The organism is Streptomyces lacrimifluminis (genome assembly GCF_014646095.1).
GTDB lineage: Bacteria > Actinomycetota > Actinomycetes > Streptomycetales > Streptomycetaceae > Streptomyces > Streptomyces lacrimifluminis.
The window spans coordinates 95,207-119,923 of record NZ_BMMU01000006.1 but is presented as its reverse complement, the minus strand read 5'-3'; the positions used below and the strand labels follow the sequence as shown (position 1 = coordinate 119,923).

The window sequence follows — 24,717 nt, the reverse complement described above, 5'->3', positions numbered from 1 at the left end:
ACAGCAGTCCTCCGACGCTCGACAAGGCCCAGCGGCAGGACCGTACATCGTCTGGCAAGCGCTTTCTAGAGTCCTGCACGTTTTCACATGAATGCCAACTTCCTTACAACGAAAGCCCTTTCGCGAAATCGATTCAACTGTCAGTCTTCCGAACACCGCACCCCCCCACGGCCCCACACCCCCACCTCCGAAGGAGGCACCCCCACATGTCCGCAGCCAACGACAGAACCCCCGGTCACCCCGGGCGCTCCGGGCTCCACCTCGGCCGCCGCGCGCTCGTCCTCGGCGCCACGGCCACCGCCGCCGGGCTCGCCCTTCCCGGCACCGCCCGGGCGGCGGCCTTCGGCTACACCGACGACGGCACGAACTACGTCATCGACACCGGCGCCAACCTCGTCCTCAAGGTCCGCAAGTCCAACGGCGACCTGTCCTCGCTGGTCTACCGGGGCACGGAGTACCAGGGCTACGGCGGCATGAACTCGCACATCGAGTCCGGCCTCGGCTCCTCCGCGGTGACGATCCAGCAGTCCGGTTCGACGATCCTGGTCAGCGTCACCTACGGCACGCTGAAGCACTACTACGCGGCCCGCAGCGGCGAGAACAACGTCTACGTGTGGACCAACAAGGCCGACACGTCGGTCTCGGCGACCCGCTTCATCCTGCGCGTCAAGGCGGGCCTGTTCCTCAACGACGAGCCCGACTCGTACACGTACACGAACAGCACGATCGAAGCCTCGGACGTCTTCGCGAAGTCCGACGGCCAGACCCGCTCGAAGCACTACTCCAAGCTGCGGGTCATGGACTACAGCTACGTCGGCTGGAGGACCGGCAGCGTCGGTCTGTACATCGTGCGCTCCAACCACGAAAAGGCCTCCGGCGGCCCGTTCTACCGCTCCCTCCTGCGCCACCAGAGCGCGGACGGCGGCGGCCTGTACGAGATCCTGTACTACGGCCAGAACCAGACCGAGGACCAACGCTTCGGCCTCCAGGGCCCGTACGTCATCGCCTTCACGGACGGCGGCACACCGTCCTCGTCGCTGTTCCCGGGGACCCTCACCACCTCCTGGGCGGACTCGCTCGGCATCTCCGGTTACGTCTCCGCGGGCGGCCGGGGCCGGGTCGCGGGTGTCGGGATCACGGGGCGCAACACGGCGTACGCGTACACGGTCGGAATCGCCAACTCGGCGGCGCAGTACTGGGGTTCGGCCCGCGTCTCGGACGGCTACTTCTCCATCGCGGGGGTCCTTCCGGGGACGTACACGCTCACGGTGTTCAAGGGCGAACTCGCCGTGTACACCACCTCGGTGACGGTCACGGCCGGTGGCACGACCACCCTCAACTCGATCGCGATCCCCGCCACGAACGACCCGAGCAACGCGAGCGCGATCTGGCGGATCAACGACTGGAACGGCACTCCGAGCGGATTCAAGAACGCCGACCTGATGACGTACGCGCATCCGTCGGACGTACGGGCCGCCGCCTGGACCGGCAACGTGGTGATCGGCAGTGGCACCGAGACGTCGGGGTTCCCCTGCTACCTCTGGAAGGACGTCAACAGCGGTCTGCTGGTGTACTTCAGGCTGACCGCGGCACAGGCCGCCGCCGCGCACACCCTGCGCATCGGCGTGACGACGGCCTACGCCAACGGCCGCCCGCAGGTCGTCGTCAACGACACCTGGACGTCGGCCGTCCCGTCCCCGCCCACCCAGCCGAACACCCGGTCCCTGACCAACGGTTCCTACCGGGGGAACAACAACACGTTCACCTACAGTGTGCCGGCGAGCGCCTGGCTCACGGACACCAGTCAGTACAACGTGCTGAAGATCAACGTGGTGAGCGGGTCGGGGACGACCTCCTACCTCAGTGCGGGCACGGCGATCGACGCGCTCGACCTGCTGACATGACCTGACCTGACACGACCTGATGGTGCGTCATGTCCCACGCGTCCACTGCTGGTTCGTTCCGCTGCCACACGTGTACGTGATGACGGCGGCCGAGTCGGCGGTGGACGCGCCGTTCACGTCGAGGCACTCGCCGCTCGCGCGGGAGACGACCTTGACGTAGGAGCCGGTGGTCGTGAGCGACCACTGCTGGTTGGTGGCCGAGGAGCTGCAGTTCTCCTGCGTGACCGTGCTCGCGTTCTCCTGGACGCACAACGAGCTGTTGCGGACCATCAGTTGGTAGTAGCCGCTCGCGACCGACTTGAACCAGTACTTCTGGTTGTTGCCGCTGTTGCAGGTGTACTGCTTGATCTGGGCGCCCGCCCACAGCGACTGGCTGGTGACATCGGCGCACTTGGACGAGTGCCGGGCGATCAGCGTGTTGTACGTGGCGTTGTTGCCCGTGACCGTCCCGGTGGCGGTGTCGAGGGTGACCTCCGGCGACCAGGACATGGACATCGTGGTCGAGGAGGGGAAGCTCAACGGCAGCCACACATAACGGGAGTCGTTGACGGTCCCGCCGAAGGCGTTGCCCCAGCGGTCGCCCATGTAGAGGTACGAGGTGCCCGAACTCCCCTGCACGGGAAGGACGTACGCGGTCTGCGAGCCGTAGGTCGTCGCGTCGCCGATGTTCGTCATGGCGGTCCACGGGCCGGTGATGCTGGTCGCGGTGGCGTACTGCTGCTGGTTGGGGTTCCAGCCGGTGGCGCCCGACGTCAGCATGAAGTAGACGCCGTTGCGCTTGAACAGGGCCGGCGCCTCGCGGTGACCGCCGTGCCAGGGGTCGGCGACCAGCGCGGCGACGCCGGTGTAGTCGGCGGTGAGCCGGTAGATCTGGAGGTCGTAGTTCTCCCGGGCCGCCGAGATCATGTACCCGGTGCCGTCAGTGTCCACGAACACCGTGATGTCACGGGACATGTGGGTGTTCAGCGGGCGGAAGCTGCCCTGCCAGGTGTAGTTGCCGTCGACGGTGTCGGAGACGGCGACGGCGGCACGGGCCTCGCTGTAGTCGGCGCCGTTCTCCTTGTGCATCCACATCACGTACTTGCCGGTGGCCGCGTTGTAGACGACCTTCGGCCGCTCGATGTTGGCGGTGGCGAGTTCCGAGGCGCTGGACTGCGTCAGGACGTGGTTGCGGAACTCCCAGTTCTTCAGGTCGGTGGAACGGTAGGCGTCCACGTACTGGAAGGTGTTGTCGGCGTTGCGGTGCTCGCCGAACCAGTAGTAGTAGGAGCCGACCTTGATGACCCCGCCGCCGTGCGCGTGCACGGGGCCTCCGTTGGTAGCGGTGAACTGGGTGCCGTTGGTGATGGTGACGGCCGCGGCCTGGGCGGGGCCGGCGGTGGCGAGGGCGCCGGCCAGCGCCAGACACAGGGCGAGGAGAACCGCGTACACACGTCTCATGAGCCACTCTCCGTAAGTGAGCCGACCTGCGTGTCTGTCTGTGTATCGGCGACGGGGACGCCGAAGTCCGGGGTGCCGTCGGTGTTCCAGCCGAGCTTCTGCACCCGGGTGTGCCGGTTGGGATCGTTGAGCGGATCGCCGACGATCTCCTTGTACTGCCGTGCGTGGTAGACGAGGACGTCGGTACAGCCGTCCTCGGCGACGGTGAAGCAGTTGTGGCCGGGGCCGTACTGCTTGGTCGTGTCGTTGCTGGTGAAGACGGGTGTCCGGGACTTGGTCCAGTTGGCCGGGTCCATGAGGTCGGCGCGGGCGTCGATGGTCAACAGGCCCATGCAGTAGTTGAAGTCGGTGGCGCTGGCGGAGTACGACATGAAGATCCGGCCGTTGCGCTTGATGAACGACGGCCCCTCGTTGACCCGGTAGCCGATGCGCTCCCAGTCCAACTCCGGTGTGGTGAGGCGCACCTGAGGTCCCGTCAGGGTCAGCGGGTCGGCCATCTTCGACAGCCAGACAGCCGTGTTGTTGTCCATGCCGGGCTCGTGCTGCGCCCAGGCGAGATAGCGGGAGCCGCGGTGGGTGAAGGTGGTGGCGTCGAGGGAGAAGGTCTCCCAGGCGGTCTTCAACTGCCCGCGCTCGACCCAGGTGCCGGCGAACGGATCGCGGTTGGAGTTCTCCAGGACCCAGATACGGATGTCCCAGACGGCCTCGGCGGGTGCGGAGGCGAAGTAGACGTACCACTTGCCGTCGATGTGGTGGATCTCCGGCGCCCAGATGTGCGCACCCATGGGCCCGGTCGCGTGCTTGCGCCAGATGACGGACTCGTCGGCGGTGGCGATCCCACGGATGGTGCGGGAGCGGCGCAGGATGATGCGGTCGTACTCGGGGGCGGTGGCCGTGAAGTAGTAACGGCCGTCGGTGTGGCGGTGGATGTGGGGGTCGGCGCGGTTGCGCACAAGGGGGTTCACGTACGGGGCGGTGGCGCAGGGTGCACCCGCCGGGGCGGTGGCGGCATGCGCGGCGCCGGAGACACCGGCGATGGCGGAACCGGCTGCCAGGAATCCGCCGGCCAGGGCACCCTTCAGGAGGGTCCTCCGGGCGGAGAGGGAGGGGAGGGCGGAGGCGACGGAGTCTTCGGGCGGGGCTTCGGACGGGACTTCGGGCAGGTCGTCGGCGCGGCTCATGCTGACTGCCTCTCGGGGGTGGGGCACGAGATGTCGATGGGTGCGGGGCTCGGAGTGTGCATTTGTGTGCGTGCGTGGGGAGTGACACGAGAAACGTTCGTAATTGCGAACAAGATCTGCCATTCCGAACGCCGAAAAGGTAAGCGCGTGCTACGGGAAGGTCAACGGGTCGGAAGGCACGAATCCGCTGGGCAACTTTCTGTTATTACCCGGAAGTCCGTCCGTCTCCGGTCACGTGCACAGCCACTCCCCCAACACCAGCCCCGCCCCCAGGACATGTCGCCGGACGGTCACGGCCGCCGCGGCCCTCGCGATGACCGCCGTCCTGTTCGGCTCCCCGCCCGCGTCGGCGGCCGGCTCCCGGGACGCCACCGCCGACGTACTCGCCGGCCGGGACGTCACGCTCACCGGCGACACGGTGGTGACCGTGCCTGCCGGGACGACGACGTACAACGGTGTCTTCCGCGGAGAGGGCACCCTCACCGTGCGCGGCACGGGCACCCTGGTCCTGACCAGGGACAGCGACTTCACGCTGCCCAGGTCCCGGCAGGGGCAGACGGTGCGCATCCCGGGCGGCAACCACCCGTACGTCACGGTGACGAACCCCGACCCGCCTGCGGTGACGGTCGAACGGGGAGCCACCCTCCAGTACGGCAACGGCGGTACGACCGGCCTGATCGGCCACTTCCCTTACAACACCCCGGCGTTCCGCCTGAACCAGGACAACATCCGGGTGGACGGCACCCTGCGCCTCTCGCTGAAGAGCGCGTACAACCTGGGCACGATCAGCGGCGCCGGACTCGTGACCCAGCCTCGCTTCCTCTGGGGCACCTGGGACCTCTCGGGCATCCACGCCTTCGCCGGGGTGATCGACAACGGCACCCAAGTGAACGCGGGCCGACCGGAGTTCGCGACGTCGCTCCCCCTCGTGCGCAAGGTCCTCAACCAGGGCACCTGGACGGTCGACACACCGCTCGGCCAGACGGTCTCCATGGGCATGGACTTCTACCAGCGCGAGTACGGCAGCGACATCAACGTCCAGTCCCGCCCGGGCTCGAAGGTGGTGCTGACCGGCCAGTACAGCTGGTCGGACCAGGGCGGTGACACCGACCCCTCGCTCAGCGACCCCGCCCTCAACTGGACACCCGCCCGCAGGAACGTCAACAAGCGCGGCACCAACATCAAGGGCGCGAACGTCCAGTGGGGCGACGGCACCACGAACAAGATCTTCATGCCGGGTACGTCGGAGACGGTATACATCAACCTTCTTGCGGCGAGGTCCCGTTCGCTCCTGACGTTCGACTACAACGGCCCGGTGACGCTGGGCGCCCCCATAGGCGGCGGCCGGTTCCACGACACCCTGTCCGCGCCCGGCGCCGGGGACATCGTCATCAAGGGGACGCGCGGCAACGATGTCACGTTCGCCGCCGTCCAGTACTACGACGGGTCGACGACGGTCGAGAAGGGCGCGGTGCTGCGCCTGGGCAGCGGAAGGGCGGGCGGCGACGGCGGCCTGTACACCGCAGGCTCGCTCTACAAGGTCGTGAACAACGGCTCGTTGGTGGTCCGGAACACGAGCCGTGCACTGGTGCTGTCGCGGATCAGCGGCGGCGGCTCGTTCACCCAGTCGGGCGCGGCGACGACGACCCTGACGGGCAGCGGAGTGACGTACGGCGGGACCACGACGGTCACGAAGGGCACGCTGGCACTCAGCGGCGGAGCAACTCTCGCTCGCAGCAAGGCGATTCGGCTGACTTCGACGGGCGCCCGGCTGGACGTGGGCTCGGCGGGACTGCGCGTGGGGACCACGCTCACCGGCTCGGGGACGGTGCAGGGCTCGGTGACGAACGAGGGTGCGGTGGCTGGTGGGTTGACGGTGACGGGGAGTTACGTGCAGGGCGCGAAGGGCGAACTGGTCTGGCGGGGGCGGCCGTTGAAGGTCGGTGGCGCGGTACGGCTGGCGGGGACGCTGGACTTGTCGGCGGCGGGTTCGGCCTCCACATCCGCATCCGCATCCGCATCCACTTCCGCCCGCACGATCACGGTGCTGAACCACGCGGGGCACGCGAAGACGACCGGTGCGTTCAGTGGGCTGAAGGAGGGCACCGCGTTGAAGCTCGACGACACGAAGTACCGGATCAGCTATCGGGGCGGCGACGGCAACGACGTGGTGCTGACGGCGGTCGCGAAGAGTGCGTCGTCGGCTCCGGGTTCTGGTGCTGCGGGGCCTGGTTCAGGCTCGGTGGCGGCGGCCGACGCGAGCACCAACTCCGTTTCCGCGACGGCCGGTACGGGGCTCGGGTTCTGGCCGTACGCGATGGCGGTCGGGCTGTTGGCGGGGCTGATGATTCCGGCTGCCCGGAAGGTCCGGGGGCGCGGGAACGGGCGGCGACGGGGCGGCCGGCACGCGGCGCAGGGCTGAGTTGAGCTGAACTGTGCGGGACTGAGCTGAACTGATCCGGGGTGGGCGAGCGGGCCCTGTCCGCCTCGCCTGCTCCACGGGATACTGACGAGCATGGGATACGCCGTCTTCATGACCTTGCCGGGGCTGGTCCTCCTGTTGACCGCTGCGGCTTTCGCGGATCAGCTGCTCTTGCGCGCGGGGCGGGCCGGATGGCTCCCCTGGCGCAACAGCGTTCGCCAGGGCCAGATATCGGCGACCGGGTTCGAACAACTCCACGCGGCCTTCTCCCCCGGGAAGCAGAACGAGCTCAAGGAGCGACAGTCGTCGTTGCTCATGCGGGACGACGAGGAGGACGGGGCGCCGCCGAACCGGACGACGGTGGATCTGGAGGGTGGGGTCGCGGTCGTGCGGATGCCGCAGGCCGACCGGTAGGGCGCGGGTAGACGTCGTCATTCGCGAACGTCATTCCGGACACTCCGGCCGAGGCACGCTGACCGACAGGTTCTCGTCGCTGGGCACCGTCCACGCCTGACCTCCACCGCAGAGGGGGCGGAGCAGGTACGTCCCGTCCCGGACGTCGGTGACGATGGCGCCCTTACCGGCGCCGTGGTCGTACACCTGGTCGCCGACCCAGGGTTTCCCGTCCTTCATGGTGTTCCTTCGCGTCCTTCCGACTGGGCACCACGCAGTTGCTCGTAGTGATGGCACAAGGAGTTGAGCGAGCGGGAGAGACGACGCGCGTACGCGACGTGTGCACTCAGGCCCTGACCGGGTTTGCTACGCAGCTTCCTGAGACTCTCTGAGACGGCCATCCGGGCGCACACCCGGGGGATGTCGTCGTCACCGCGCCGCCCTGCGGCAACCCGCTCCAGTTCGAGAATGATGAGCGCCAGGTGCCCCGTCAACATGAGCGTCAGCGTCTCCAACTCTTCCTCGGAGGGCGCTTCGGCGTCCGGCTTGAGCAGAGTGTGCGCGCTGGCGCGCAGCGTCGCGATGTCGACGGGTAGAGAGAAGCTCACGGTCACAACTGTTCTCCCCGCGACCGGGCGTTGGCCGCCGCAACTGCCGAACTCAGCGCGACGGCGACCGCGACGAGCTGGAGATTCCCCGGCTGCGCGTCCCACTCCAGGCCGCCGCCGACCGGCCGCAGTTGTACGTAGGGCCCCTCGAAGCCCATGACCTTTCCGATCTTCTTGGTGCTGGCGTCCTCGACGGTGTCGCCAAGGCGAGGCTTGTACACGGTCATCGTCACCCGGCCGCCCTCCGGGACACGTCCCGCATCGGACAGCTCTGACGGCAGGATCGGGGCGACCCTGCCAGGAGCGTTCTCACCCGTTCGAGCACCAGCGGCAGACAGTTCACAGTTGGCTCCTTGCAGTCGACCAGGCCCCGGACCGATCACACGATCGCCGGGGTCCATCGTGTTCATGCACTGAGCGTCGTCGTCTGCGGGCGACTGCGGGATGACCGGCAGGGGTTACCGAAGCGGTAATACACTCGTTTCACCTTCGGAACAGCGCCTCATCGCGCATACGATCACTCCGGAAGTTGAGCCCGCATGGACGCCACCACCCCCGGCCCACTCGCCCCTGACGTCCTCGACCGGGACGACCTCCGCAGAGCCCTGGCAGAGCACGACTTCGCTGCCGCCTTCGCACTGATCAAGAAGTGGGGCGGTCTCTCCCAGAACCGCATCGCCTCGGCCTGCCAGCTGACCCCCGGCAAGGTCTCCACGATCATCCGAGGTAGACACCAGGTCACTAGCTTCGACGTCATCTGCCGCATCTCCGATGGCCTCCGTATCCCCGGCCGCATGCTCGGCCTCGCCGACCGATCCTGGGAAGGACAGCCCCCCCCAATCCGGATCCGCCCGAGCCTCTGGCTTCACGGTCACCCGAGGACTCACCCTGGCTCCCCCATGCGACCGTGAACCTGGCCTCAGACCTGACCCGGAGCGACCTCGTGATGGACCGCCGCGCAGCAACGCGCGCCCTGGCCGGTGCCGCCGTCACCGGCGCCGCTCTGCTCGACTCGCTCGAAGGGTGGCTCCAAGCAGCGCCCGTCACGGAGCGGATACGCAGGCGCGGCCGACTCGGTCAGCGTGAAGTCGAACAACTCGAAGCGACAGCACGCGCGTTCCGCGCTTGGGATCACAAGTTCGGTGGAGGTCTGCGCCGCAAGGCCGTCGTCGGCCAGCTCAATGAAGTAGCCGGGCACCTCGAAGAACACCAAGTGCCGCACATTGAAGAGGGCCTATTCCGGGTCATGGCCTATCTCGGCGGTACGGCTGCGACCATCGCATGGGACTCCGGCATGCAGAAGCAAGCGCAGAGCTACTACCAACTTGCACTGCGCGCCGCTCATGCTGGTGGCGATCACGCATTCGGAGCCAACGTGATCGCGGGCATGGCCCGGCAGATGCTGTATCGGGACCGGCCACAGGACGCCCTCGAACTTGTACACCTGGCCCAGAAGCGCACGCGCCAAGCCGTCAGCCCCCGGGTTCACGCGATGCTCCACACCCGGGAGGCCTGGGCGTATGCGGCCATGGGCCGCGGCCCTGCCTTTCAACGAGCCACGGGAGAAGCAGCCGACGCTCTCGCGGAAGCGCAGCCCGGCGAAGAACCGTACTGGATCGCCTACTTCGACGAAGCCGAGCTGGCCGGTGTGACCGGCGGGCGCCTCTTGGACCTGGCCCGGAAAGACCCACGGCAGTACGCGGAGAATGCGGCAAACACCATCCGGCAGGCCCTCGCCTCGCGCGGGCCTGAGGCCGGGCGCAGCCACGCTCTGGACCTGATCGGCCTAGCCGAGTGCAGCTTCCTGCTCGGCGACGTCACTACCGCCGTTGACCACACGCGCCAAGCGGTCGGTGCCGCTGAGCGAACACAGTCCATTCGTGTGCGCACACAGCTCACTCAGTTGTACCCGTACACCGTTGGCAAGGCGTCGTCTCGGGCCGTGAGCGAGGCGCGCACTATGATCCGCGACCTGTTGTCGAACTGAAGGAGCAACGTGACCACCATCGCCGTGACCGGGCACATGGACCTGACCGACGCCAGTGTGCCCCTGGTGCGCGATGCGCTCCGGGAGACGCTGAAGCCGTTCGCCGGCTCCGGTCTGACCGGCGTGTCGTGCATCGCCAAGGGGGCCGACTCTCTGTTCGCCGAGGTGGTGTTGGAACTCGGCGGGCGTCTGGTCGCTGTCGTTCCCTCACGGGACTACCGGCAGAACAAGGTCAAGCCCGACCATGCCGAGACCTTCGACCGTTTGACAGAGTCCGCCGACGAGGTGCTCGTGCTTCCCAACGAGACGGCCGATCGGTCAGCGTACGAGGATGCCAACCGGACACTCCTCCAGCGCGCTGACCGACTCGTGGCCGTGTGGAACGGAGAGCCTCCGACCGGCAAGGGCGGCGGCACCGCGGACACCGTCGTCGAGGCGCGTGAGGCAGGCCTGCCTGTCGACATCGTCTGGCCGGACGGTGCCTCGCGCCGGAGTTGACCATGGCGCAGCTGAACCCACGGCGTAGCGACACAGCGTCCGCTTGCCGGGACGCGCGAAAGTGCCGGTCTCAGCAGCGGGAACTCAGAAACCGCTCGATGTCCTGCTGGAGAGCGGGAGGCAGACCGTCCAGCTCCGCGACGATCCCGCGAAGTTCCTGACCGAGCTCGGGGGACTCGGTCCAGGCCGACGGGTCTCTGGTGATGACTGCGGACAGCAGGTCACCCGCGTACATGTCGCCCTCGGCCAGCGGGTTGGCACGCAGGATCTCCAGCGCCATCGGCAACAGGGTCGGCAGTCCCACGTTCTGTCTGATCAACAACCGCATGTCCTCGACGGTCAGCTCGCCGATCGGCTGACGCCGCAAAGCATGCGCGGTCGCGACGAGCCGGCTCGCGCCCACCGAAGGAGCCGGCCAGCAGTCACGCTCCAGCTCCTCAAGGGAACGGTCACGGTTCACGGATCGATTCACCCGGCGATTGTCTCGTGCCGAGATCCCGAACACGGTCTCGCTTCGCGTGCCCATACAGACGTACTCCCCTGACACCGAGCGACTCGGAACGTGCCCGCCCGACGGCTCCGTTGGCGGAAGATCTGGGATCCTTCTCCTCATGAGCACGCCACCAGATGGATTGCCCATCTACCGAGTCCTGACCGGTCCGGACGACGTCACGTTCTGTCAGCGTGTGAGCGAGGTGATCGGCCTCGGCTACGAACTGCACGAAGGCCCCGCCGTCACCTTCAACGGTGAGAACGTCATCATCGCCCAGGCGTTGGTCTGGCCGACACACGCATAGACCTTGGGAGCGGCGGCTGCGATGCCCTCAGGCCGCCCCCCTCTCACTCTCTCCCCGCTCCTCCGCCCCCCGCCGCCCCCGCATCCACACGTACACCGGAATCCCCGCGAACAGGAACAGCACCCCCTGATACACCGCCGCATATCCCGCGCCCGCGATCAGCCAGAAGGAGAAGGCGAAGGACAGTGCGGCGACGATCAGGTCGCGGGCCAGGCCGGCCGGGCGGACGTGGTCGCGGGAGCCCTTGGCCAGCCAGTACAGCTGGGCCGCCGCCGAGAGGAGGTACGGGACGCAGCCGGTGAACGTCGTGATCAGGACCAGGACGCGGAACGTGGTGTCCGGGCCCGCCGTGTAGTTGAAGGCGATGAGGATCGTGCCGAGGATCGCGCATGCCCAGACGCCGAACCCGGGCACCCCGCCCTTGCCGACCTTCGCGAACGGGGCCGGGAAGAGACCGTCGCGGGCCGCCGCGTACGGCATCTGGGCGGCCAGGAGAATCCAGCCGTTCAGGCAGCCGACGATCGACGCCACGGCCACCAGCGCGATGGCGGTGCCGCCCCAACCGCCGCCGGTGATCGCGTTCACCGCGTCGGCGAAGGGGGCGCCGGAGTCGACCAGCTTGTCGTGCGGGACCAGGCCGAAGACGGCGACCGTACCGAGGATGTAGACGAGGGCCGAGCCCAGCGTGCCCAGGACGCTCGCGCGGCCGACGTTGCGCTCGGGGTTCTCCACCTCGCCCGCGCTGACCGCCGCCGACTCGACACCCAGGAAGCTGTAGAGGAGCAGTGCGGCGGAGGCTGCCAGGGCGCCGGGGACGCTGTCGCCCGAGGCATTGAACGCGCCGAAGTTGTCCGTGTCGATGAAGAACAGGCCGACCGTGGCGACCACCAGCAACGGCACGAACTTGAGGATCGTCGAGACGATCTGCACGCCGCCCACCCATCGGGTGCCCGCGAAGTTCGCGGCGGCCGGCAGCCAGAGGGCCAGGATCGCGACCAGCGCGCCCAGGGCGTGACTGTCGTTCAGGGGGATCAGTACGTCGACGTAACCCACCACCGCCACCGCCAGGGCGGCGATGCTGACCCAGGTCATCGTCCAGTACGACCACGCCGACAGGAAGCCCGCGAAGGGGCCGAAGGCGTCGCGCGGGTACACGTACAGGCCGCCGGTGACCGGGCTGCGGCGGGCCAGCTTGCCGAAGAGCAGGGCGAGCAGTACCGCGCCGATCGACAGGACCAGGAAGGCGAGCAGGCTGATCGAGCCGTACGGGGCGACCGTGGCGGGCAGGACGAAGATGCCGCCGCCGATGATGTTGCCCATGACGAGCGCGGTGGCGGCGGCCAGGCCGAAGGTGCGGCGGGGCGTGGCCTCGGTCGGCGCGGTCGGAGTCAGCTCCGGCTCGTCGGCCTCGGTGGTGCTGGGGGCAGTCATGACACTTCCGGTGGACGGGGAGGGTGGGTGGGGAGGGCGTGATCGTAACTCGGCGTCCCACATGGTGGGCCATCTGTTCATGTACTGGACACATACGACCGCCTGGTCCGCCGTCGACTAGCGTCGAGGCATGACCAGCGAGACCAGTGAAGCCGCCCGCTCCTCCGCCGCCGCCTCCCCCTTCTCCGCCGCCCTGGCCTCGGGCGCGCCCCTCGTCCTCGACGGTGGCATGTCCAACCAGTTGGGATCCGCCGGGCATGATCTGAGCGACGAGCTGTGGTCGGCGCGGCTGCTCGTCGAGCAGCCGGAGGCGATCGTCGACGCGCACCTCGCCTACTACGAGGCGGGCGCGGACGTCGCCATCACCTCCAGCTACCAGGCCACCTTCGAGGGCTTCGCCAAGCGGGGCATCGGCCGCGAGCGGGCGGCCGAGCTGCTCGCGCTGAGCGTGGAGCTGGCCCGCGAGGCCGCGCGGCGGGCGACAACGGAGCGGCCGTTGTGGGTGGCGGCGTCGGTCGGGCCGTACGGGGCGATGCTCGCGGACGGCTCCGAGTACCGGGGGCGGTACGGGCTGAGCGTGGCGGAGCTGGAGCGTTTCCACCGGCCGCGGGTGGAGGTGCTGGCCGCCGCCGAGCCCGATGTGCTGGCCCTGGAGACGGTTCCGGATGCCGACGAGGCCGAGGCCCTGCTGCGCGCGGTGCGCGGGCTCGGGGTGCCGGTCTGGCTGTCGTACAGCGTGGCCGGGGAGCTGACGCGGGCCGGGCAGCCGTTGGCCGAGGCGTTCGCGCTGGCCGGTGCGGCGGACGAGGTCGTCGCCGTCGGTGTGAACTGCTGTGTGCCCGAGGACGTGGACGGCGCCGTGGAGCTGGCGGCCCGGGTGACCGGCAAACCGGTCGTGGTCTATCCCAACAGCGGTGAGGTCTGGGACGCCGACGCCCGCGCCTGGACCGGCAGTTCGACCTTCGCCGCCGGTCAGGTGACGGGCTGGCGGGACGCGGGGGCGCGGCTGATCGGCGGGTGCTGCCGGGTGGGGCCGCAGGCGATCACGTCGATCGCCGACACGCTGCGGTGACGGCGTACACGGCGACGGCATACGCGGCGAGGCACCTTCCGTAGCGGCCGGTTTGCATGCCACATCCACCATGCGTTGTGGCGTCACGGCGGTGACGCGGAAGGGCACACCGCCACCGTGCCGGTCCTACGCCGGGCGTACGTCCGCGTCCCCTGCCCACCGAGGCGAGGTGTCGGCGTCACAGGGCGCCTGTCATTGCGGCGCACGTGGCCTAGGCCAATTCAATTGCACGAGGCCGGCCACGGGATTGACCACCGCCGGGTCAGGGTGTTCAGCGTCGGGGAACGCCACCGGGGCGGCGCAGCCGTCGTACGACGGACAGTGGTTCCGCACCCCGAGCGGGCAACCGGGGCCGGGTGGCCGACCCTGGCGCGGATTCCGGAATCGTCGCGGTCACGTTGGCCCGGTCGGCCGCCCACAGGGCCAGTTCGCGGTCCCGTGGGCCCTCTACGGTGTGCGGGTCGCCGTCGCCGAAGACGCGCACCGGGTGCGAGGCGTCCCAGGGCCGCCAGCCCGGGTCGCCGTCGACGGCGAAGCGCACCCACGCCGTGTGCATGGCCTCGGCGAGTTCCTCCGGGGCGCCCTGACCCGCCAGTTTGGCCGACTCGGGGTCCTGGTGGGTATCGAACACGAATCCCAGTTCGAGGGCGTGGCAGGCGCCCAGGCCGGGCCGGGTGGACGGCCAGGCGAACTCGTACACGTACGTCCCGGCCTCGCCCCGGGCGTCCGCGAGCCGGTGCAGCGGTACGCGGAGCAGGTGGTCGGTGACCAGCTGGCCGACGAGGTCGGCCGTGCCGGTGCCGGGATGCAGGGTGCGGTAGCCGCGCGGGACCTCGGGGCCGCAGTGGCAGCGGGCCATCGCGCCGGCCAGGGCGACCGCGCCGAGCCGGTCGACGCGCTCCAGGAGCCCGCCGGGCACCAGCCACAGCCGGTACTCGTCCCGGGTCCAGCCCAGGAGCAGGTCCACGTCGGCGGCGACCCCGTCGACCAGGGCCTCAAGAGGGTCGCGGGGTACGAGGTCACCGTCGACGACGATGCCGAAGGCGGGCCCGCCCAGCACCGGACTGCTCAGCCGGCCCACCTCGCCCTGGACGCGCAGCAGCAGCTCCCGGTCGACGGCGGCGAAGGCCTCGGCGGTCGCCGGGATCTTCAGCCGGGCCGCCATCCGGCGCACCATCCGCCGTACCTTGTCCCGGTCGCTCACCTCGGGCGGGCCGCTCTGCAGCACCGCCCGCCGGAAGAGACCCCGGGCCCGTGGGGAGGCGAGGAGCGCGCCGGTGCTGATCGCTCCGGCCGACTGGCCGAAGACGGTGACGCGGTCGGGGTCGCCGCCGAAGGCCTCGGCCGATGCCCGCACCCACTCCAGCGCGGCGAGCTGGTCGCGGAGGCCGGGGTTCGGGGCCGCGTCGGGGAAGAGGCCGTAACCCTCGACGCCCAGGCGGTAGTTGATGGAGACGAGGACCACGCCGTCGCGGGCGAAGGCATGGCCGTCGTAGACGGGAACCGCCGAGGAGCCACGGGTCAGGGCGCCGCCGTGGATCCACACCATGACGGGAAGCCGGGCCCCTCGGCCGGGCTCCGGTGTCCAGACATTGAGGTTGAGACAGTCGTCGCCGGGCACCACCGGGTCCGACAGCAGCCGGGCGAAAGCCTCGGAGTACGGCGGTTGCGGCGCGGTGGGACCGAAGCCGCCCGTGTCACGCACCCCGTCCCAGGGGGTGGGCGGCACGGGCGGCCGGAACCGGCGGGGGCCGAAGGGCGGTGCGGCGTACGGGATGCCGCGGAACACGGCGATCCCGTCGCCCTCGTATCTGCCGCGGACGTCCCCGTAGGGCGTTTGCACCACGGGCTGCGTAGATTTGTCGATCATCTGCCCACCAGCTCCTCGCCGCCGCTCGTGAACCGTTCAGATCAGAGCAACACATGACCTGCCGGTATTCCCGCGGAAGAAGCCTTTCGGTGCCTTTCGGTGGCTGATCGTGCGGCTGTTCGGCGTACGCTCCGCCTGCCGCGGGCTCGGGACCGATCCTCGGTGTGACCCCGTCAGCCCGCCAAGCTGAGGATCCAGGTCCGGGAGCGGTCGCCGTCGCAGTCGAACTGCACCAGGCCGACGTTGTTCTCGGTGGACCGGCCACCGGCGACCGTCGCGCACTTGCCCGTCCGGTCGTTGACGAGTTCGAAGGCGCCGCTGTCCCAGTTGACGAGGCTCCAACGGCGTGAGGCGTCCGAGTCGCAGTCGAACTGGACCAGTTCGACGTTGTTCTCGGTCGAGCGCCCGCCCGCGACCGTCGCGCACTTGCGTGTCTGCGCGTTGACCAGCTGGTAGGAGTTGTCGCTTCCGCCGGTGAGCTTCCAGCGGCGCGAGGAGTCCTTGTCGCAGTTGAACTGGACGAGTCGTACGTTGTTCTCGGTCGAGCGCCCGCCCGCGACCGTCATGCACTTGCCGGTCTGCGGGTTCCTTATCTGGAACTCGGATGCGGGGACCACCGCTGCGGAGTCCCGCGAGTCCGGCTTCTCCGGCTGGGCGATCGTGGGCGTGGGCAGCAGCAGGACACCGCCGGCGAACAGGACCGTCGATGCCGTCAGAAGTCGATGTGCCCGGGGGTGCTTGCGCATGGCAGCACTCCTCTCATGGCAAGGGAGAGGTCAGCGAGATGTGGGGCGGTGGGCAGCCGCGGTCAGGAGACCGAGCAGGCTTCCTTGTGCGGGGCTCCGGCCACCGATCAAGGTGCAGCTGTCCTTCCCACTATTGGCGCCCCCCGCCCGGCCCGCAACCGGGGCCGGACCGGGGACGCCGGCGTGTCCGATTCGTTCAAGACCGGCCCTGGGCACCCCGCCTAACCTGGCCGTATGACTTCACAACCGACCCCACGCCCCACACCCCGGTTCGACGCCATCGGCATCGTCACCGCCGACCTCGCAGCCTCCGTCGCCTTCTACCGCCGGCTCGGGCTCGACTTCCCCGAGGGGGCCGAGAAGCAGCCCCATGTCGAGGCCGAACTGCCGGGCGGGCTGAGGCTGTTGCTCGACACCGAGGAAACCGTCCGGTCCTTCCACCCCGGGTGGCGGGCACCCAGCGGCGGCGGCCGGATCGGGCTGGCCATGCTGTGCGGATCGGCCGCCGAAGTCGACTCCCTGTACGAGGAGTTGGTGGGTGCGGGATATCGGAGCGAGCTGAAGCCCTGGGACGCCGTCTGGGGACAGCGGTACGCGTGCGTGCTCGACCCGGACGGCAACGGGGTCGACCTGTTCGCTCCGCTGGACTCAGCCGCCCCCTCCCCCACCGAGTAGCTTCCCGAGCGGCATCCCCGTCAACTCCCGTACGTCCCGGGCGAGGTGTGCCTGGTCTGCGTATCCCGCGCGGGTGGCCGTCTCCGCGAAGGGCATCCCCTTCCGGGCCAGGGCGAGTGCGCGCTGGAGGCGGAGGATGCGGGCCAGCGTCTTGGGGCCGTAGCCGAAGGCCGTCAGGGAGCGGCGGTGCAACTGGCGGGCGCTGAGACCCAGTTCGTCGGCCGTACGCGCGACCGGGCGGCCCGCCTTCAGGGCCGCGACCAGGCCGCCCAGCAGGGGGTCCGGCGGGTCCGTGCGCGCCGCCCGTTCCAGTGCCAGCTCCTCGAGTGCCGTCGCCGGGTCGGCCACCGCGTCGAAGCGCCCCCTCAGCCGTCGCACCTCGGCCGCTCCCCACAGCTCGGCCAACTCGACGCGCCGATCGCGGAGTTCGTGCGCGGGTACGCCCAGCAGGGCGGGCGCCGTGCCGGGGTGGAAACGGACGCCCGCCCAGTGCGCGGGGGCACCTTCGGGGACGTACGGGCGGGTGTCGGGGCCCGCGACCAGCAGCCGGCCCTCGCTCCACAGCAGGTCCATGCAGCCGTCGGGCAGGACGGGCCGTGCGTCGCCGATGCCGGCCGGGGTGTTCGTCCACACCGTCGCGCCCGGCAGTCGGGAGGGCCTTTCCTCGTACACGTACGACACGCTACGCCGCCCGCGCCCGCGCCCCGCCGGGATCTGTCGCTGTCCCCCTCCGGGGGAGTGCGTGCCGCACCCCACGGCCCGGGCGTGATCCCGAACGACCACCGTGCCCGCTACCGCTCCCCGCCTTAAATTCGTTTAATAAGTTGTGGTGGGTTTGCGTCTCTCGGAGTCGATTCCCACGTGGACATCGGCACGTCCTCCACCTGGTCCAACGTGATCGAGGCGGGCCTGCCCGGGCGGTCCTCGTCGGCGAGACCGTCCAACCGGTCTTCCACGAACCGGGCCCGCCACTTGCCCACCGTCGCCGCGGCACACCGCAGTTCGTCCGCGACCGTCTTGTTGTCCGCGCCATCCGCACACGCCAGGACGATCTTCGAGCGCAGCGCCAAGGCGTGGGACGTCGCCGTACACCTTGCCCACCGGGTAAGTTCGGCGCGTTCGTCCGGGCTGAGCACCAGCTCCGTCGTGGGCCGTCCCGATCGAGGCGTGTCGCGCAGACCCGCCAGCCGCTGCTCGGCGAACCGCGACCGCCATTTGGTGACCGTCGCCCCACCCACCCCGCATCTGGACGCGACCGCGGCGTTGGACAGGCCCTCCCCACACGCCAACACGACTTTCGCCCGGTCGGCCAGCCGGGGCGGCACCTCGCCGCGCGCCCACCCGCGCAGCTCGCCACGCTCCTCGTCGGACAGCACGATCTCCGCAGGACGAGGCCCCGGGCGCGATGCTTCAGCACCATGGCAATTTATTGAGGCGATGCCAGGCGGAGGGCTCCGGGTGGGCTCGCAGCGCGGCGCTGGACCCGTGCGTGCGACGGCCGGGGCATCGGGCAGGTTCCCGGCGTCCCCGTTCCGCAGAGCACGCAGGAAGATACTCGTCGTCAACTCGGCGTGGGCCTGGAGGAAGGCGGTGTCGCGGCTGCGGCCCACGTCGACGAGGGCGTCGATATGCAGCGCCGACGAGGCCATCCCGATGAACAGCCCGGCGTAGGCGTCCGGATCGGGCAGGACGTAGTCGTGCCGGCGCGCGTCCGCGCGCAGGGCCCTGGCGACCAGCTCGACGATGTGGGGAACGCCTAGGGAGCGGACGACTCCGGTCAGCTCGGGACGACGGACCGCTTCGGTGACCATGACGCGCAGGAAGGCCAGGAACTGCGGGGCCGTGGTGGCCTCGAGCACCTTGAACACGATCTGTGTGAGCTGCTGCTCGGGGTCGTCGGCGGCGGCGAGTACGACCTTGTCGAGGTCGAGGTCCACCGAGGCGCCGCCGCGTTCGGTCGCGGCGTGGAAGAGCTCGGTCTTGTCGCCGAAGTGGGCGTAGACGGTCGTCTTGGCGACGCCTGCACGGGCGGCGACCGCGTCCATCGAGGTCCCGTCGAAGCCGCCGGCCAGGAACAGCTCGACCGCCGCGTCGAGCACGGCCTCCCGTTTGCCCTGGGACGCCGTCCCGCGCGGGACGGCGTCCCTGGTCGTCCCGCCCGTCGCCATAGCCCGTTCCCCCACCCTCTTGCCTCTTGACGTGACCTGAACCCTACCGTACGGTCCAGTTCATACTGAACGGTACAGTTCAGTTACTGGAATCCGTCCGAGAAGGGAAGGGGCCTGATGACCTTGAGCTGCCGACAACAGGTTCGCGACCACACCGTGGACCTCGGGCCGCGCCTGACGGCCGCACTGGATGCGTCCACGCTGCGGGAGGCCTTCGGGAGCTTCCCCAGCGGAGTCACCGCCGTGTGCGGCATGGTGGACGGTCGACCGCTCGGCATGGCGGTGAGTTCTTTCACCCCCGTGTCGCTCGAACCGCCGATCGCGTCGGTCTGCCTGCAGCGCTCCTCCAGGACATGGGCACGGCTACGAGACCTGCCGCGCCTCGGGCTCAGCGTCCTGGGTGAGGATCAGGGGCCCTTGTGCCGAGCGCTGGCCGGTCCCGAGCAGGACCGGTTCACCGACTGCGCCTGGGAAGCCGGCGACGACGGAGCGGTGTTCCTCCACGCCACGGTCACCTGGTACTCCTGCGTCCTGCGTGACGAGGTAGAGGCCGGGGATCACAGCATCGCGCTGCTGGGAGTCGACCGCCTGTGGACCCGGCCCGCGGCGGAGCCGTTGGTCTTTCACGGCAGCAGTTTCCGGCGACTGGACGCCTCGACCACAAGAACCTGCAGGGACTGTACGAGCCCGTCACCGGCCGCGCCGTGCCCGAGCGCGACCTAGAGCCCAGAAGAAGGGACCCCGACCGTGGGTGGATTCACGATCGTCAACGGCGTCGCTGAGATCAGCGACCCCGCGATCTACACGAACTGGCTCGACAACGACGAGTTCAAGGCCGCCGTCGCGGCCGACCCGTCGGCGGAGCGCACCGCGATCAAGCGGTTGCTCATCGAGTTCGAAGCCGATCTTTCCCGCATCGTCCGCGACAACGTGGTGCAGGAACAGGTCGTCGAGGTGATGACGAAGTACATCGCCGAGGACTACATCCAGCGCGATCCGAACGCGTTCGGCCACGGCCGCGACAACCTCATCGAGCAGTTCCGGCTTGTGCCCATCGTCGGTTCGACGCCGCCGCCCGTCGTGAGCGTCATTCTCGACGGCGAGGTCGCCTGCCTCATGATGCGCGAACTCGCCCCCGATCCGGTCGTGCCCGACGCGACGTACGAGTGGAACATCCTCACCGTCTTCCGGGTGCACGGCGGCAGGATCGCCGAGCACTGGAGCACCTTCCGCAAGGTGAAGCCCGGCCAGAACCCGATGGGCGATTGAGAATGCCGGAGCCGCAGATCGTCAACGGGAGCACCCGTCCGCGCCGGAGCGGGAAACCGCGGGCCGTGAGCCCGCCCGCAGCGCTGCTTCCACCGGACCACCGCAAGGGCCTCGCCCCTGGTCCGACCCGATCCTCAAGCACGGTGAAATGGAGCAACTGATGGCCTCGGTAGTCACACCGCCCGTCGGCGGTCCCCCGCCAAAACTGCCGCCGCAGGGCGGGCCCCGGGCTCCCGGGCCGAAGTTCCCCGAGTCGCCTCACCTCAGCGAGGCCGGGCGCCGGATGCGCGACGAGATCGTCGAGATGCTGCCGTTGTTGCGCGAGCACGCGGCCGAAGGCGAGGAACTCGGAGCGCTCGCGCCCGCCACGCTCGAGGCGGTCGACCGCGTCGGTGCCTTCAAGATCACGATCCCGATCGAACTCGGCGGGTACGCGCTGGGCGCACGCGACACCGCGGAGATCGTGAAGGTGCTCGGTCAGGGCGATGCCTCGGCCGGCTGGCTCGTGATCGTCTCCAGCGCCGCGAGGAACGCGCTGGGCTTCGATCCGAAGGCCCACGACGAGGTCTTCGCCGGCATCACCGACTGGGTCGGGCCGATCATGTTCGGCGCCACCGTCTTCGCACCGAAGGTCGGCGACGGCCGGAAGGTCGACGGCGGCTACCTGGTGCAGGGGAAGTGGTCCTTCGGGAGCGGCAGCAAGCACGCGGCCTGGGGCTCGGTCGGATTCGAGTACGACGACCCGGCAGGCGGAGAACGTCGACGTGCGATGGGCATCCTCTCCCGCGACCAGTACACGATCGTCGACGACTGGCACGTCATGGGTCTCCGGGCGACGAACTCCAACAGCGTGCGAGCGGACCAGGAGGTCTTCGTCCCCGACTACCGCGTCGTCCACACGAACGATCTCCCGCGGCTGATGGACGGGTTGCGCGGTGAGTACGCCGGACTGGCCTTCAAGCACAGCCCGATCGGCGGGATGGTCGCCACCACCTGTGCCTTCGCCGCACTCGCGGTCGGCATCGCGGAGGGCGCCCTCGAGTCGTTCGTTGAACAGGCGGCGAAGCGGCCTCCGTTCAACCTCCCGTACAGGACGATGTCCGAGATGGCGTCGATCCAGATCGTCGCGGGCAAGGCGCGTGCGGTCGTCAACGCGGCCAACGCGGTGCTCTGGCGTCACGCCGACGAGATCGACCGCCGGGCGCTCGCGGGGGAGGACTTCCTCCCCTGGGAGGAGCCCTCGATCACGATGGATCTGGTCCACCAGATCCACGAGTGCCTCCGCGTGGTCGACGGCCTGCTGCTCGCACTCGGCTCGTCCGCCGTCGCCCTCAGCAATCCGCTCCAGCGCGCGGTCCGCGACATCCACGTGCTGGGGACGCATGGTGGGTTCCGCCTCGATCCGATGGCCGAGATCAACGGCCGAGACCTCTTCGGCCTCGATCCGTTCCCGATGATCGCCGCCCTCGGTTCCCCTGCTCCGAGTGCGGGCCCGCCGAAAGCCCCGAAGCCTGAGTGACCGTCACCTCGCGCTCGCACCCGCTGTGGTAGCCCCCCGATCACCAGCACCGACAACTGAATAGCCAGGTCGTCACAGCCGACGCCCGGTTCACCGAGTTCAAGGAGTTCCGATGCCTCCAACGACGCATTCATCGGTAACGCCGGGGTCTCCCCCCAACCCTGACCCGTCCACGACCGCACCGACGCCCGACGACGCTCCGCCGAAGGGCAGCTGGAAACAGTACGTCGCCGACTTCGTGAATTCGCCCCGTCAGGCCAAGACCGCGCTCATGGGCAGTTTGATGCTCGTGGCCATCAGCCCTTCCGCCCTCTCGGCACTCACCCCGTATGTCGCGCCGGCGTACGCGATGAATACCGGGGCGACACCGTCGAACGCCATCCTTCTCTTCGTCACCGTGCCGCTCGTCATCGGCCCGCTCCTCCTGCCTGTCGTCGGACGCCGGGTCGACAGGCAAGGCGCTCGGCGCGTCGCGATTCCGGCAGTGATCCTGTACGCGATCACCACAGCGGCCGTCCCGCTCGGCGCGGGGAGGACCTGGCTGCTGGAAACACTCCTCATCCTTGCGTCGATCTTCGGGTTCGCCGCAAGCCTCGGCGTCGTCTTCAAGGTCATCTCGACGTGGTTTCCCAAGCACCGCGGGATCGGTTTCGGCCTCGTCGGGGTGGTGTCGGGTCTGGCCAGCGCCGTCCTCTCTCCGGTGTGCCAGTGGCTCGTGAACGGCAACACCCCGGCAGCTTCCTCGGGAGGATCCGATCTCCCCACGACTCCGCCGAGCGGTGCGCCGACGGTCTCCGCGGTCGACCCCGGGGTGTTCACGGGATTCGGCTGGGACGGCGTGTACTACCTGGTCGCGATCGCGATCGCCGTCATAGGCATCCCGGCCGCCCTCTGGCTCATCTCCGAACCGAAGGTCACCACGGTTGCCGGGCCCAAACTCCTGGAAGCCGATCTGCCCGGTCTGCCGTTCCGGGCGGCGATTCGAACCCGCGCCTGGATCTTCATCGTGCTGCTCCTCACGTTCGTGTCCACGGGACCGGTCTCGATACGCCAGAACGCCGTTGACCTCTTCGGTCAGAACGGCATCGATTCCTCAACTGTCTCGCTCGGGCTCTCCGTGCTCTTCAGCGCGTCGGTCGCCGGGCTGCTCGTCGCCGGAGCCGTCCTCGACCGAGCGCGCCGTCCGTGGATCGTGGCGGTGCTCATCGGGACGGTGCCGGTCGGTCTGGCGCTCGTGCTCATCAACGGCAGCTCTCTTGCACTCTTCTACGTCGCCATGGCGTTCCTCGGCTTCGCGACCGGCGCGGAATCGGCGCTTGGCCCGGCTCTGATCGCCAAGTACCTCGGGCTGAAGTCCTTCGGATCGATGCAAGGTCTGACCCTCGCGATCTCGGGCTCGGCTCTGGCGTTGGCTCCATACGGAGTGAGTGCGATCAAGTCCGGTACCGGCAGCTACACCCTTCCCCTGCTGATGCTCGTCGTTCTGACCGGGATCGCGGTGGTTCTCGCTCTGCTCCTTCCGAAGTACCCGCGACCGTGGGTGCTGCAGACCCCCGCCACGGGCGCTGTGCCCGGTCCGCCGACAACCACTTCATAGCCCCGCCGCCCGTACAGACGCCCGTACCGCCGGGCGCAGTCGTTTCGCACTGGTCCGGCGAGCGGCCCGGGGCTGTGGCCGGACCCGGCGGCGACGGTGCCCGCTGCGGACGCGGGCGTTCACGGTGCTGGGCGGCCAGGACTTCGGGGGCGAGCGTAGGAGTCACTGGATTCGCACCGGCTCCCGTCGCGCCCGGTGTTCCTGCGGGCTGATCCCGTACACCCGTTTGAAGGCGCTGGACAGGGCGAAGGCGCTGCCGTAGCCGACCTGGCGGGCGATGGCGTCGAGGGTGTGGTCGGTGTCGCGCAGGCGGTCGGCGGCCAGGGCGAGACGCCAGCCGGTGAGGTAGGTCATCGGGGGTTCGCCCACCAGATCCGTGAAGCGGCGGGCGAGGGCGGCCCGGGACAGCCCGGCCTTGGCGGCGAGCGTGGCCACCGTCCAGGGGTGGGCGGGATCGTCCTGGACCAGGCGCAGGACGCGTCCCACGACCGGGTCCGCCAGCGCCGCGTACCAGGCCGGGGCCGCCGCCTCCGGGCGCGAGAACCAGGCCCTCAGGGCGGCGATGACCAGCAGATCGAGCAGACGGTCCAGGACCACTTCCTGGCCCGGTTCGTCGCGCCCCACCTCGTCCATGAGGAGCGGGGTCAGGGGGCACTGCCACACGTCCGAGGTGAGCGACAGCAGCGACGGCAGGGCGTCCAGCAGCCTGCCGCTGATCTCGCCCTGCATGAGATACGTGCCGATCAGCATCACCGCCGAGCCGTCGAGACGGCCGCCCCAGGTGCGTACGCCCAGGTCCATCACCCCGTTCAGCGAACGGCCGTCGGGATAGCGGCACTCGGCGTTCGGCAGGATCACCGCCTGCGGGGGTGTCGCCGGGTCGTCCGCGCAGGCGTAGGGGGCGGGGCCGCGTGCGATGGCAAGGTCGCCGGCCCGCAGGTGCAGCCGCTCCCCCGCGTCCGGGGTGATCCAGGCGTCACCCCGCACCATGAGCATCACCGTCAGGGGTGCCTCGTCCTCGACGCGCACACACCACGGCGGTTCGAAACACGCGCGGATCATGAAGGCGCCACGCGCGCGTGGACCCTCCAACAGGCCTGCAAGGGCATCCATGCGGCCAGCGTAGACGCGTACGCATGG

Annotated in this window: 25 protein-coding genes; 13 read left to right on the top strand and 12 right to left on the bottom strand. The window is 69.3% G+C overall.

The annotated features are described in order from the left end of the window. Positions 1–206 precede the first annotated feature (206 nt). Entirely contained in the window at positions 207–1,904 is a 1,698-nt protein-coding gene (locus IEY89_RS11980; protein WP_189147333.1) for a rhamnogalacturonan lyase B N-terminal domain-containing protein, read from the top strand. 27 nt (positions 1,905–1,931) lie between these two features. Here the strand turns inward: IEY89_RS11980 and IEY89_RS11975 are convergent, their stop codons facing one another. Both IEY89_RS11975 and IEY89_RS11970 read right to left on the bottom strand, forming a co-directional pair. Continuing rightward, the gene (locus IEY89_RS11975) at positions 1,932–3,344 is read right to left on the bottom strand and encodes an RICIN domain-containing protein (RefSeq protein ID WP_189147332.1); all 1,413 of its coding nucleotides are present in this window, start codon (positions 3,342–3,344) and stop codon (positions 1,932–1,934) included. Continuing rightward, entirely contained in the window at positions 3,341–4,525 is a 1,185-nt protein-coding gene (locus tag IEY89_RS11970) for a glycoside hydrolase family 43 protein (protein ID WP_189147331.1), read from the bottom strand. The genes IEY89_RS11975 and IEY89_RS11970 overlap by 4 nt, the downstream gene beginning before the upstream one ends. Before the next feature lie 313 nt (positions 4,526–4,838). On the opposite strand from IEY89_RS11970, the gene IEY89_RS11965 reads away from it, so the two are divergent. Both IEY89_RS11965 and IEY89_RS11960 read left to right on the top strand, forming a co-directional pair. After that, the gene (locus tag IEY89_RS11965) at positions 4,839–6,947 is read left to right on the top strand and encodes an autotransporter (RefSeq protein WP_189147478.1); all 2,109 of its coding nucleotides are present in this window, start codon (positions 4,839–4,841) and stop codon (positions 6,945–6,947) included. Between the two features lie 93 nt (positions 6,948–7,040). Further along, the gene (locus IEY89_RS11960; protein WP_189147330.1) at positions 7,041–7,361 is read left to right on the top strand and encodes a DUF6191 domain-containing protein; all 321 of its coding nucleotides are present in this window, start codon (positions 7,041–7,043) and stop codon (positions 7,359–7,361) included. A 30-nt stretch (positions 7,362–7,391) separates the two neighbouring features. Here the strand turns inward: IEY89_RS11960 and IEY89_RS11955 are convergent, their stop codons facing one another. From IEY89_RS11955 to IEY89_RS11945, 3 genes are read right to left on the bottom strand one after another with little or no spacing between them, the layout of a single operon-like run. Further along, positions 7,392–7,580: a hypothetical protein gene (locus IEY89_RS11955; RefSeq protein WP_189147329.1), complete on the bottom strand. Its 189-nt coding sequence runs from the start codon at positions 7,578–7,580 to the stop codon at positions 7,392–7,394. After that, complete coding sequence (locus IEY89_RS11950) at positions 7,577–7,954, bottom strand: DUF6415 family natural product biosynthesis protein (protein WP_189147328.1); 378 nt, start codon at positions 7,952–7,954, stop codon at positions 7,577–7,579. Before IEY89_RS11950 ends, IEY89_RS11955 begins: the two co-directional genes overlap by 4 nt. Then, a complete protein-coding gene (locus IEY89_RS11945) occupies positions 7,951–8,175 on the bottom strand; it encodes a hypothetical protein (RefSeq protein WP_189147477.1) in 225 nt (74 codons plus the stop codon). The genes IEY89_RS11950 and IEY89_RS11945 overlap by 4 nt, the downstream gene beginning before the upstream one ends. Before the next feature lie 312 nt (positions 8,176–8,487). On the opposite strand from IEY89_RS11945, the gene IEY89_RS41660 reads away from it, so the two are divergent. The 3 genes from IEY89_RS41660 to IEY89_RS11935 are packed head-to-tail and all read left to right on the top strand — an operon-like array spanning position 8,488 to position 10,433. After that, positions 8,488–8,859, top strand: coding sequence for a helix-turn-helix domain-containing protein (locus IEY89_RS41660; RefSeq protein WP_308437431.1), 372 nt, complete (start codon positions 8,488–8,490; stop codon positions 8,857–8,859). Next, on the top strand, positions 8,856–9,935 hold the full coding sequence (locus IEY89_RS11940) for an NsdA family TPR-like regulatory protein (protein ID WP_308437430.1): 1,080 nt from the start codon (positions 8,856–8,858) through the stop codon (positions 9,933–9,935). The genes IEY89_RS41660 and IEY89_RS11940 overlap by 4 nt, the downstream gene beginning before the upstream one ends. Positions 9,936–9,944: 9 nt before the next feature. Continuing rightward, a complete protein-coding gene (locus IEY89_RS11935; RefSeq protein WP_189147327.1) occupies positions 9,945–10,433 on the top strand; it encodes an FtsZ/tubulin family protein in 489 nt (162 codons plus the stop codon). A 70-nt stretch (positions 10,434–10,503) separates the two neighbouring features. Here IEY89_RS11935 and IEY89_RS11930 read toward each other — a convergent pair whose 3' ends face one another. Beyond that, on the bottom strand, positions 10,504–10,893 hold the full coding sequence (locus tag IEY89_RS11930; protein WP_189147326.1) for a contact-dependent growth inhibition system immunity protein: 390 nt from the start codon (positions 10,891–10,893) through the stop codon (positions 10,504–10,506). 151 nt (positions 10,894–11,044) lie between these two features. Here IEY89_RS11930 and IEY89_RS11925 point away from each other — a divergent pair, with 151 nt between their 5' ends. Next, positions 11,045–11,230, top strand: a complete 186-nt coding sequence (locus IEY89_RS11925; RefSeq protein ID WP_189147325.1) for a DUF1737 domain-containing protein — start codon at positions 11,045–11,047, stop codon at positions 11,228–11,230. Between the two features lie 27 nt (positions 11,231–11,257). Here IEY89_RS11925 and IEY89_RS11920 read toward each other — a convergent pair whose 3' ends face one another. Next, on the bottom strand, positions 11,258–12,661 hold the full coding sequence (locus IEY89_RS11920; protein WP_189147324.1) for an amino acid permease: 1,404 nt from the start codon (positions 12,659–12,661) through the stop codon (positions 11,258–11,260). Between the two features lie 130 nt (positions 12,662–12,791). Between IEY89_RS11920 and mmuM the strand changes: the two genes are divergently transcribed. Next, a complete protein-coding gene (mmuM, locus tag IEY89_RS11915) occupies positions 12,792–13,733 on the top strand; it encodes a homocysteine S-methyltransferase (protein WP_189147323.1) in 942 nt (313 codons plus the stop codon). A gap of 271 nt (positions 13,734–14,004) precedes the next feature. On the opposite strand, the gene IEY89_RS11910 is transcribed toward mmuM, so the two are convergent. Continuing rightward, on the bottom strand, positions 14,005–15,603 hold the full coding sequence (locus tag IEY89_RS11910; protein WP_189147322.1) for a carboxylesterase/lipase family protein: 1,599 nt from the start codon (positions 15,601–15,603) through the stop codon (positions 14,005–14,007). 173 nt (positions 15,604–15,776) lie between these two features. Beyond that, entirely contained in the window at positions 15,777–16,349 is a 573-nt protein-coding gene (locus IEY89_RS11905) for an RICIN domain-containing protein (RefSeq protein WP_189147321.1), read from the bottom strand. A gap of 234 nt (positions 16,350–16,583) precedes the next feature. Between IEY89_RS11905 and IEY89_RS11900 the strand changes: the two genes are divergently transcribed. Further along, positions 16,584–17,024 (top strand): VOC family protein, encoded by a 441-nt coding sequence (locus IEY89_RS11900; RefSeq protein WP_189147320.1) that lies wholly within the window; start codon positions 16,584–16,586, stop codon positions 17,022–17,024. Here the strand turns inward: IEY89_RS11900 and IEY89_RS11895 are convergent. Continuing rightward, positions 16,998–17,696, bottom strand: a complete 699-nt coding sequence (locus IEY89_RS11895; protein WP_189147319.1) for a helix-turn-helix transcriptional regulator — start codon at positions 17,694–17,696, stop codon at positions 16,998–17,000. The genes IEY89_RS11900 and IEY89_RS11895 overlap by 27 nt on opposite strands. Before the next feature lie 134 nt (positions 17,697–17,830). Beyond that, positions 17,831–19,192 carry a TetR/AcrR family transcriptional regulator gene (locus IEY89_RS11890; RefSeq protein ID WP_189147318.1) on the bottom strand — a complete coding sequence of 454 codons (1,362 nt, stop codon included), beginning with the start codon at positions 19,190–19,192 and terminating at the stop codon, positions 17,831–17,833. A gap of 117 nt (positions 19,193–19,309) precedes the next feature. On the opposite strand from IEY89_RS11890, the gene IEY89_RS11885 reads away from it, so the two are divergent. The 4 genes from IEY89_RS11885 (at position 19,310) to IEY89_RS11870 (ending at position 23,577) form a co-directional block, all read left to right on the top strand. Continuing rightward, positions 19,310–19,915: a flavin reductase family protein gene (locus IEY89_RS11885; RefSeq protein ID WP_189147317.1), complete on the top strand. Its 606-nt coding sequence runs from the start codon at positions 19,310–19,312 to the stop codon at positions 19,913–19,915. A 24-nt stretch (positions 19,916–19,939) separates the two neighbouring features. After that, entirely contained in the window at positions 19,940–20,461 is a 522-nt protein-coding gene (locus IEY89_RS11880) for a hypothetical protein (RefSeq protein ID WP_189147316.1), read from the top strand. 160 nt (positions 20,462–20,621) lie between these two features. Further along, on the top strand, positions 20,622–21,980 hold the full coding sequence (locus tag IEY89_RS11875) for an acyl-CoA dehydrogenase family protein (RefSeq protein ID WP_189147315.1): 1,359 nt from the start codon (positions 20,622–20,624) through the stop codon (positions 21,978–21,980). 271 nt (positions 21,981–22,251) lie between these two features. Beyond that, positions 22,252–23,577, top strand: coding sequence for an MFS transporter (locus IEY89_RS11870; RefSeq protein WP_229695171.1), 1,326 nt, complete (start codon positions 22,252–22,254; stop codon positions 23,575–23,577). A 162-nt stretch (positions 23,578–23,739) separates the two neighbouring features. On the opposite strand, the gene IEY89_RS11865 is transcribed toward IEY89_RS11870, so the two are convergent. Next, positions 23,740–24,690 (bottom strand): AraC family transcriptional regulator, encoded by a 951-nt coding sequence (locus IEY89_RS11865; RefSeq protein ID WP_189147313.1) that lies wholly within the window; start codon positions 24,688–24,690, stop codon positions 23,740–23,742. Positions 24,691–24,717: the final 27 nt, after the last annotated feature.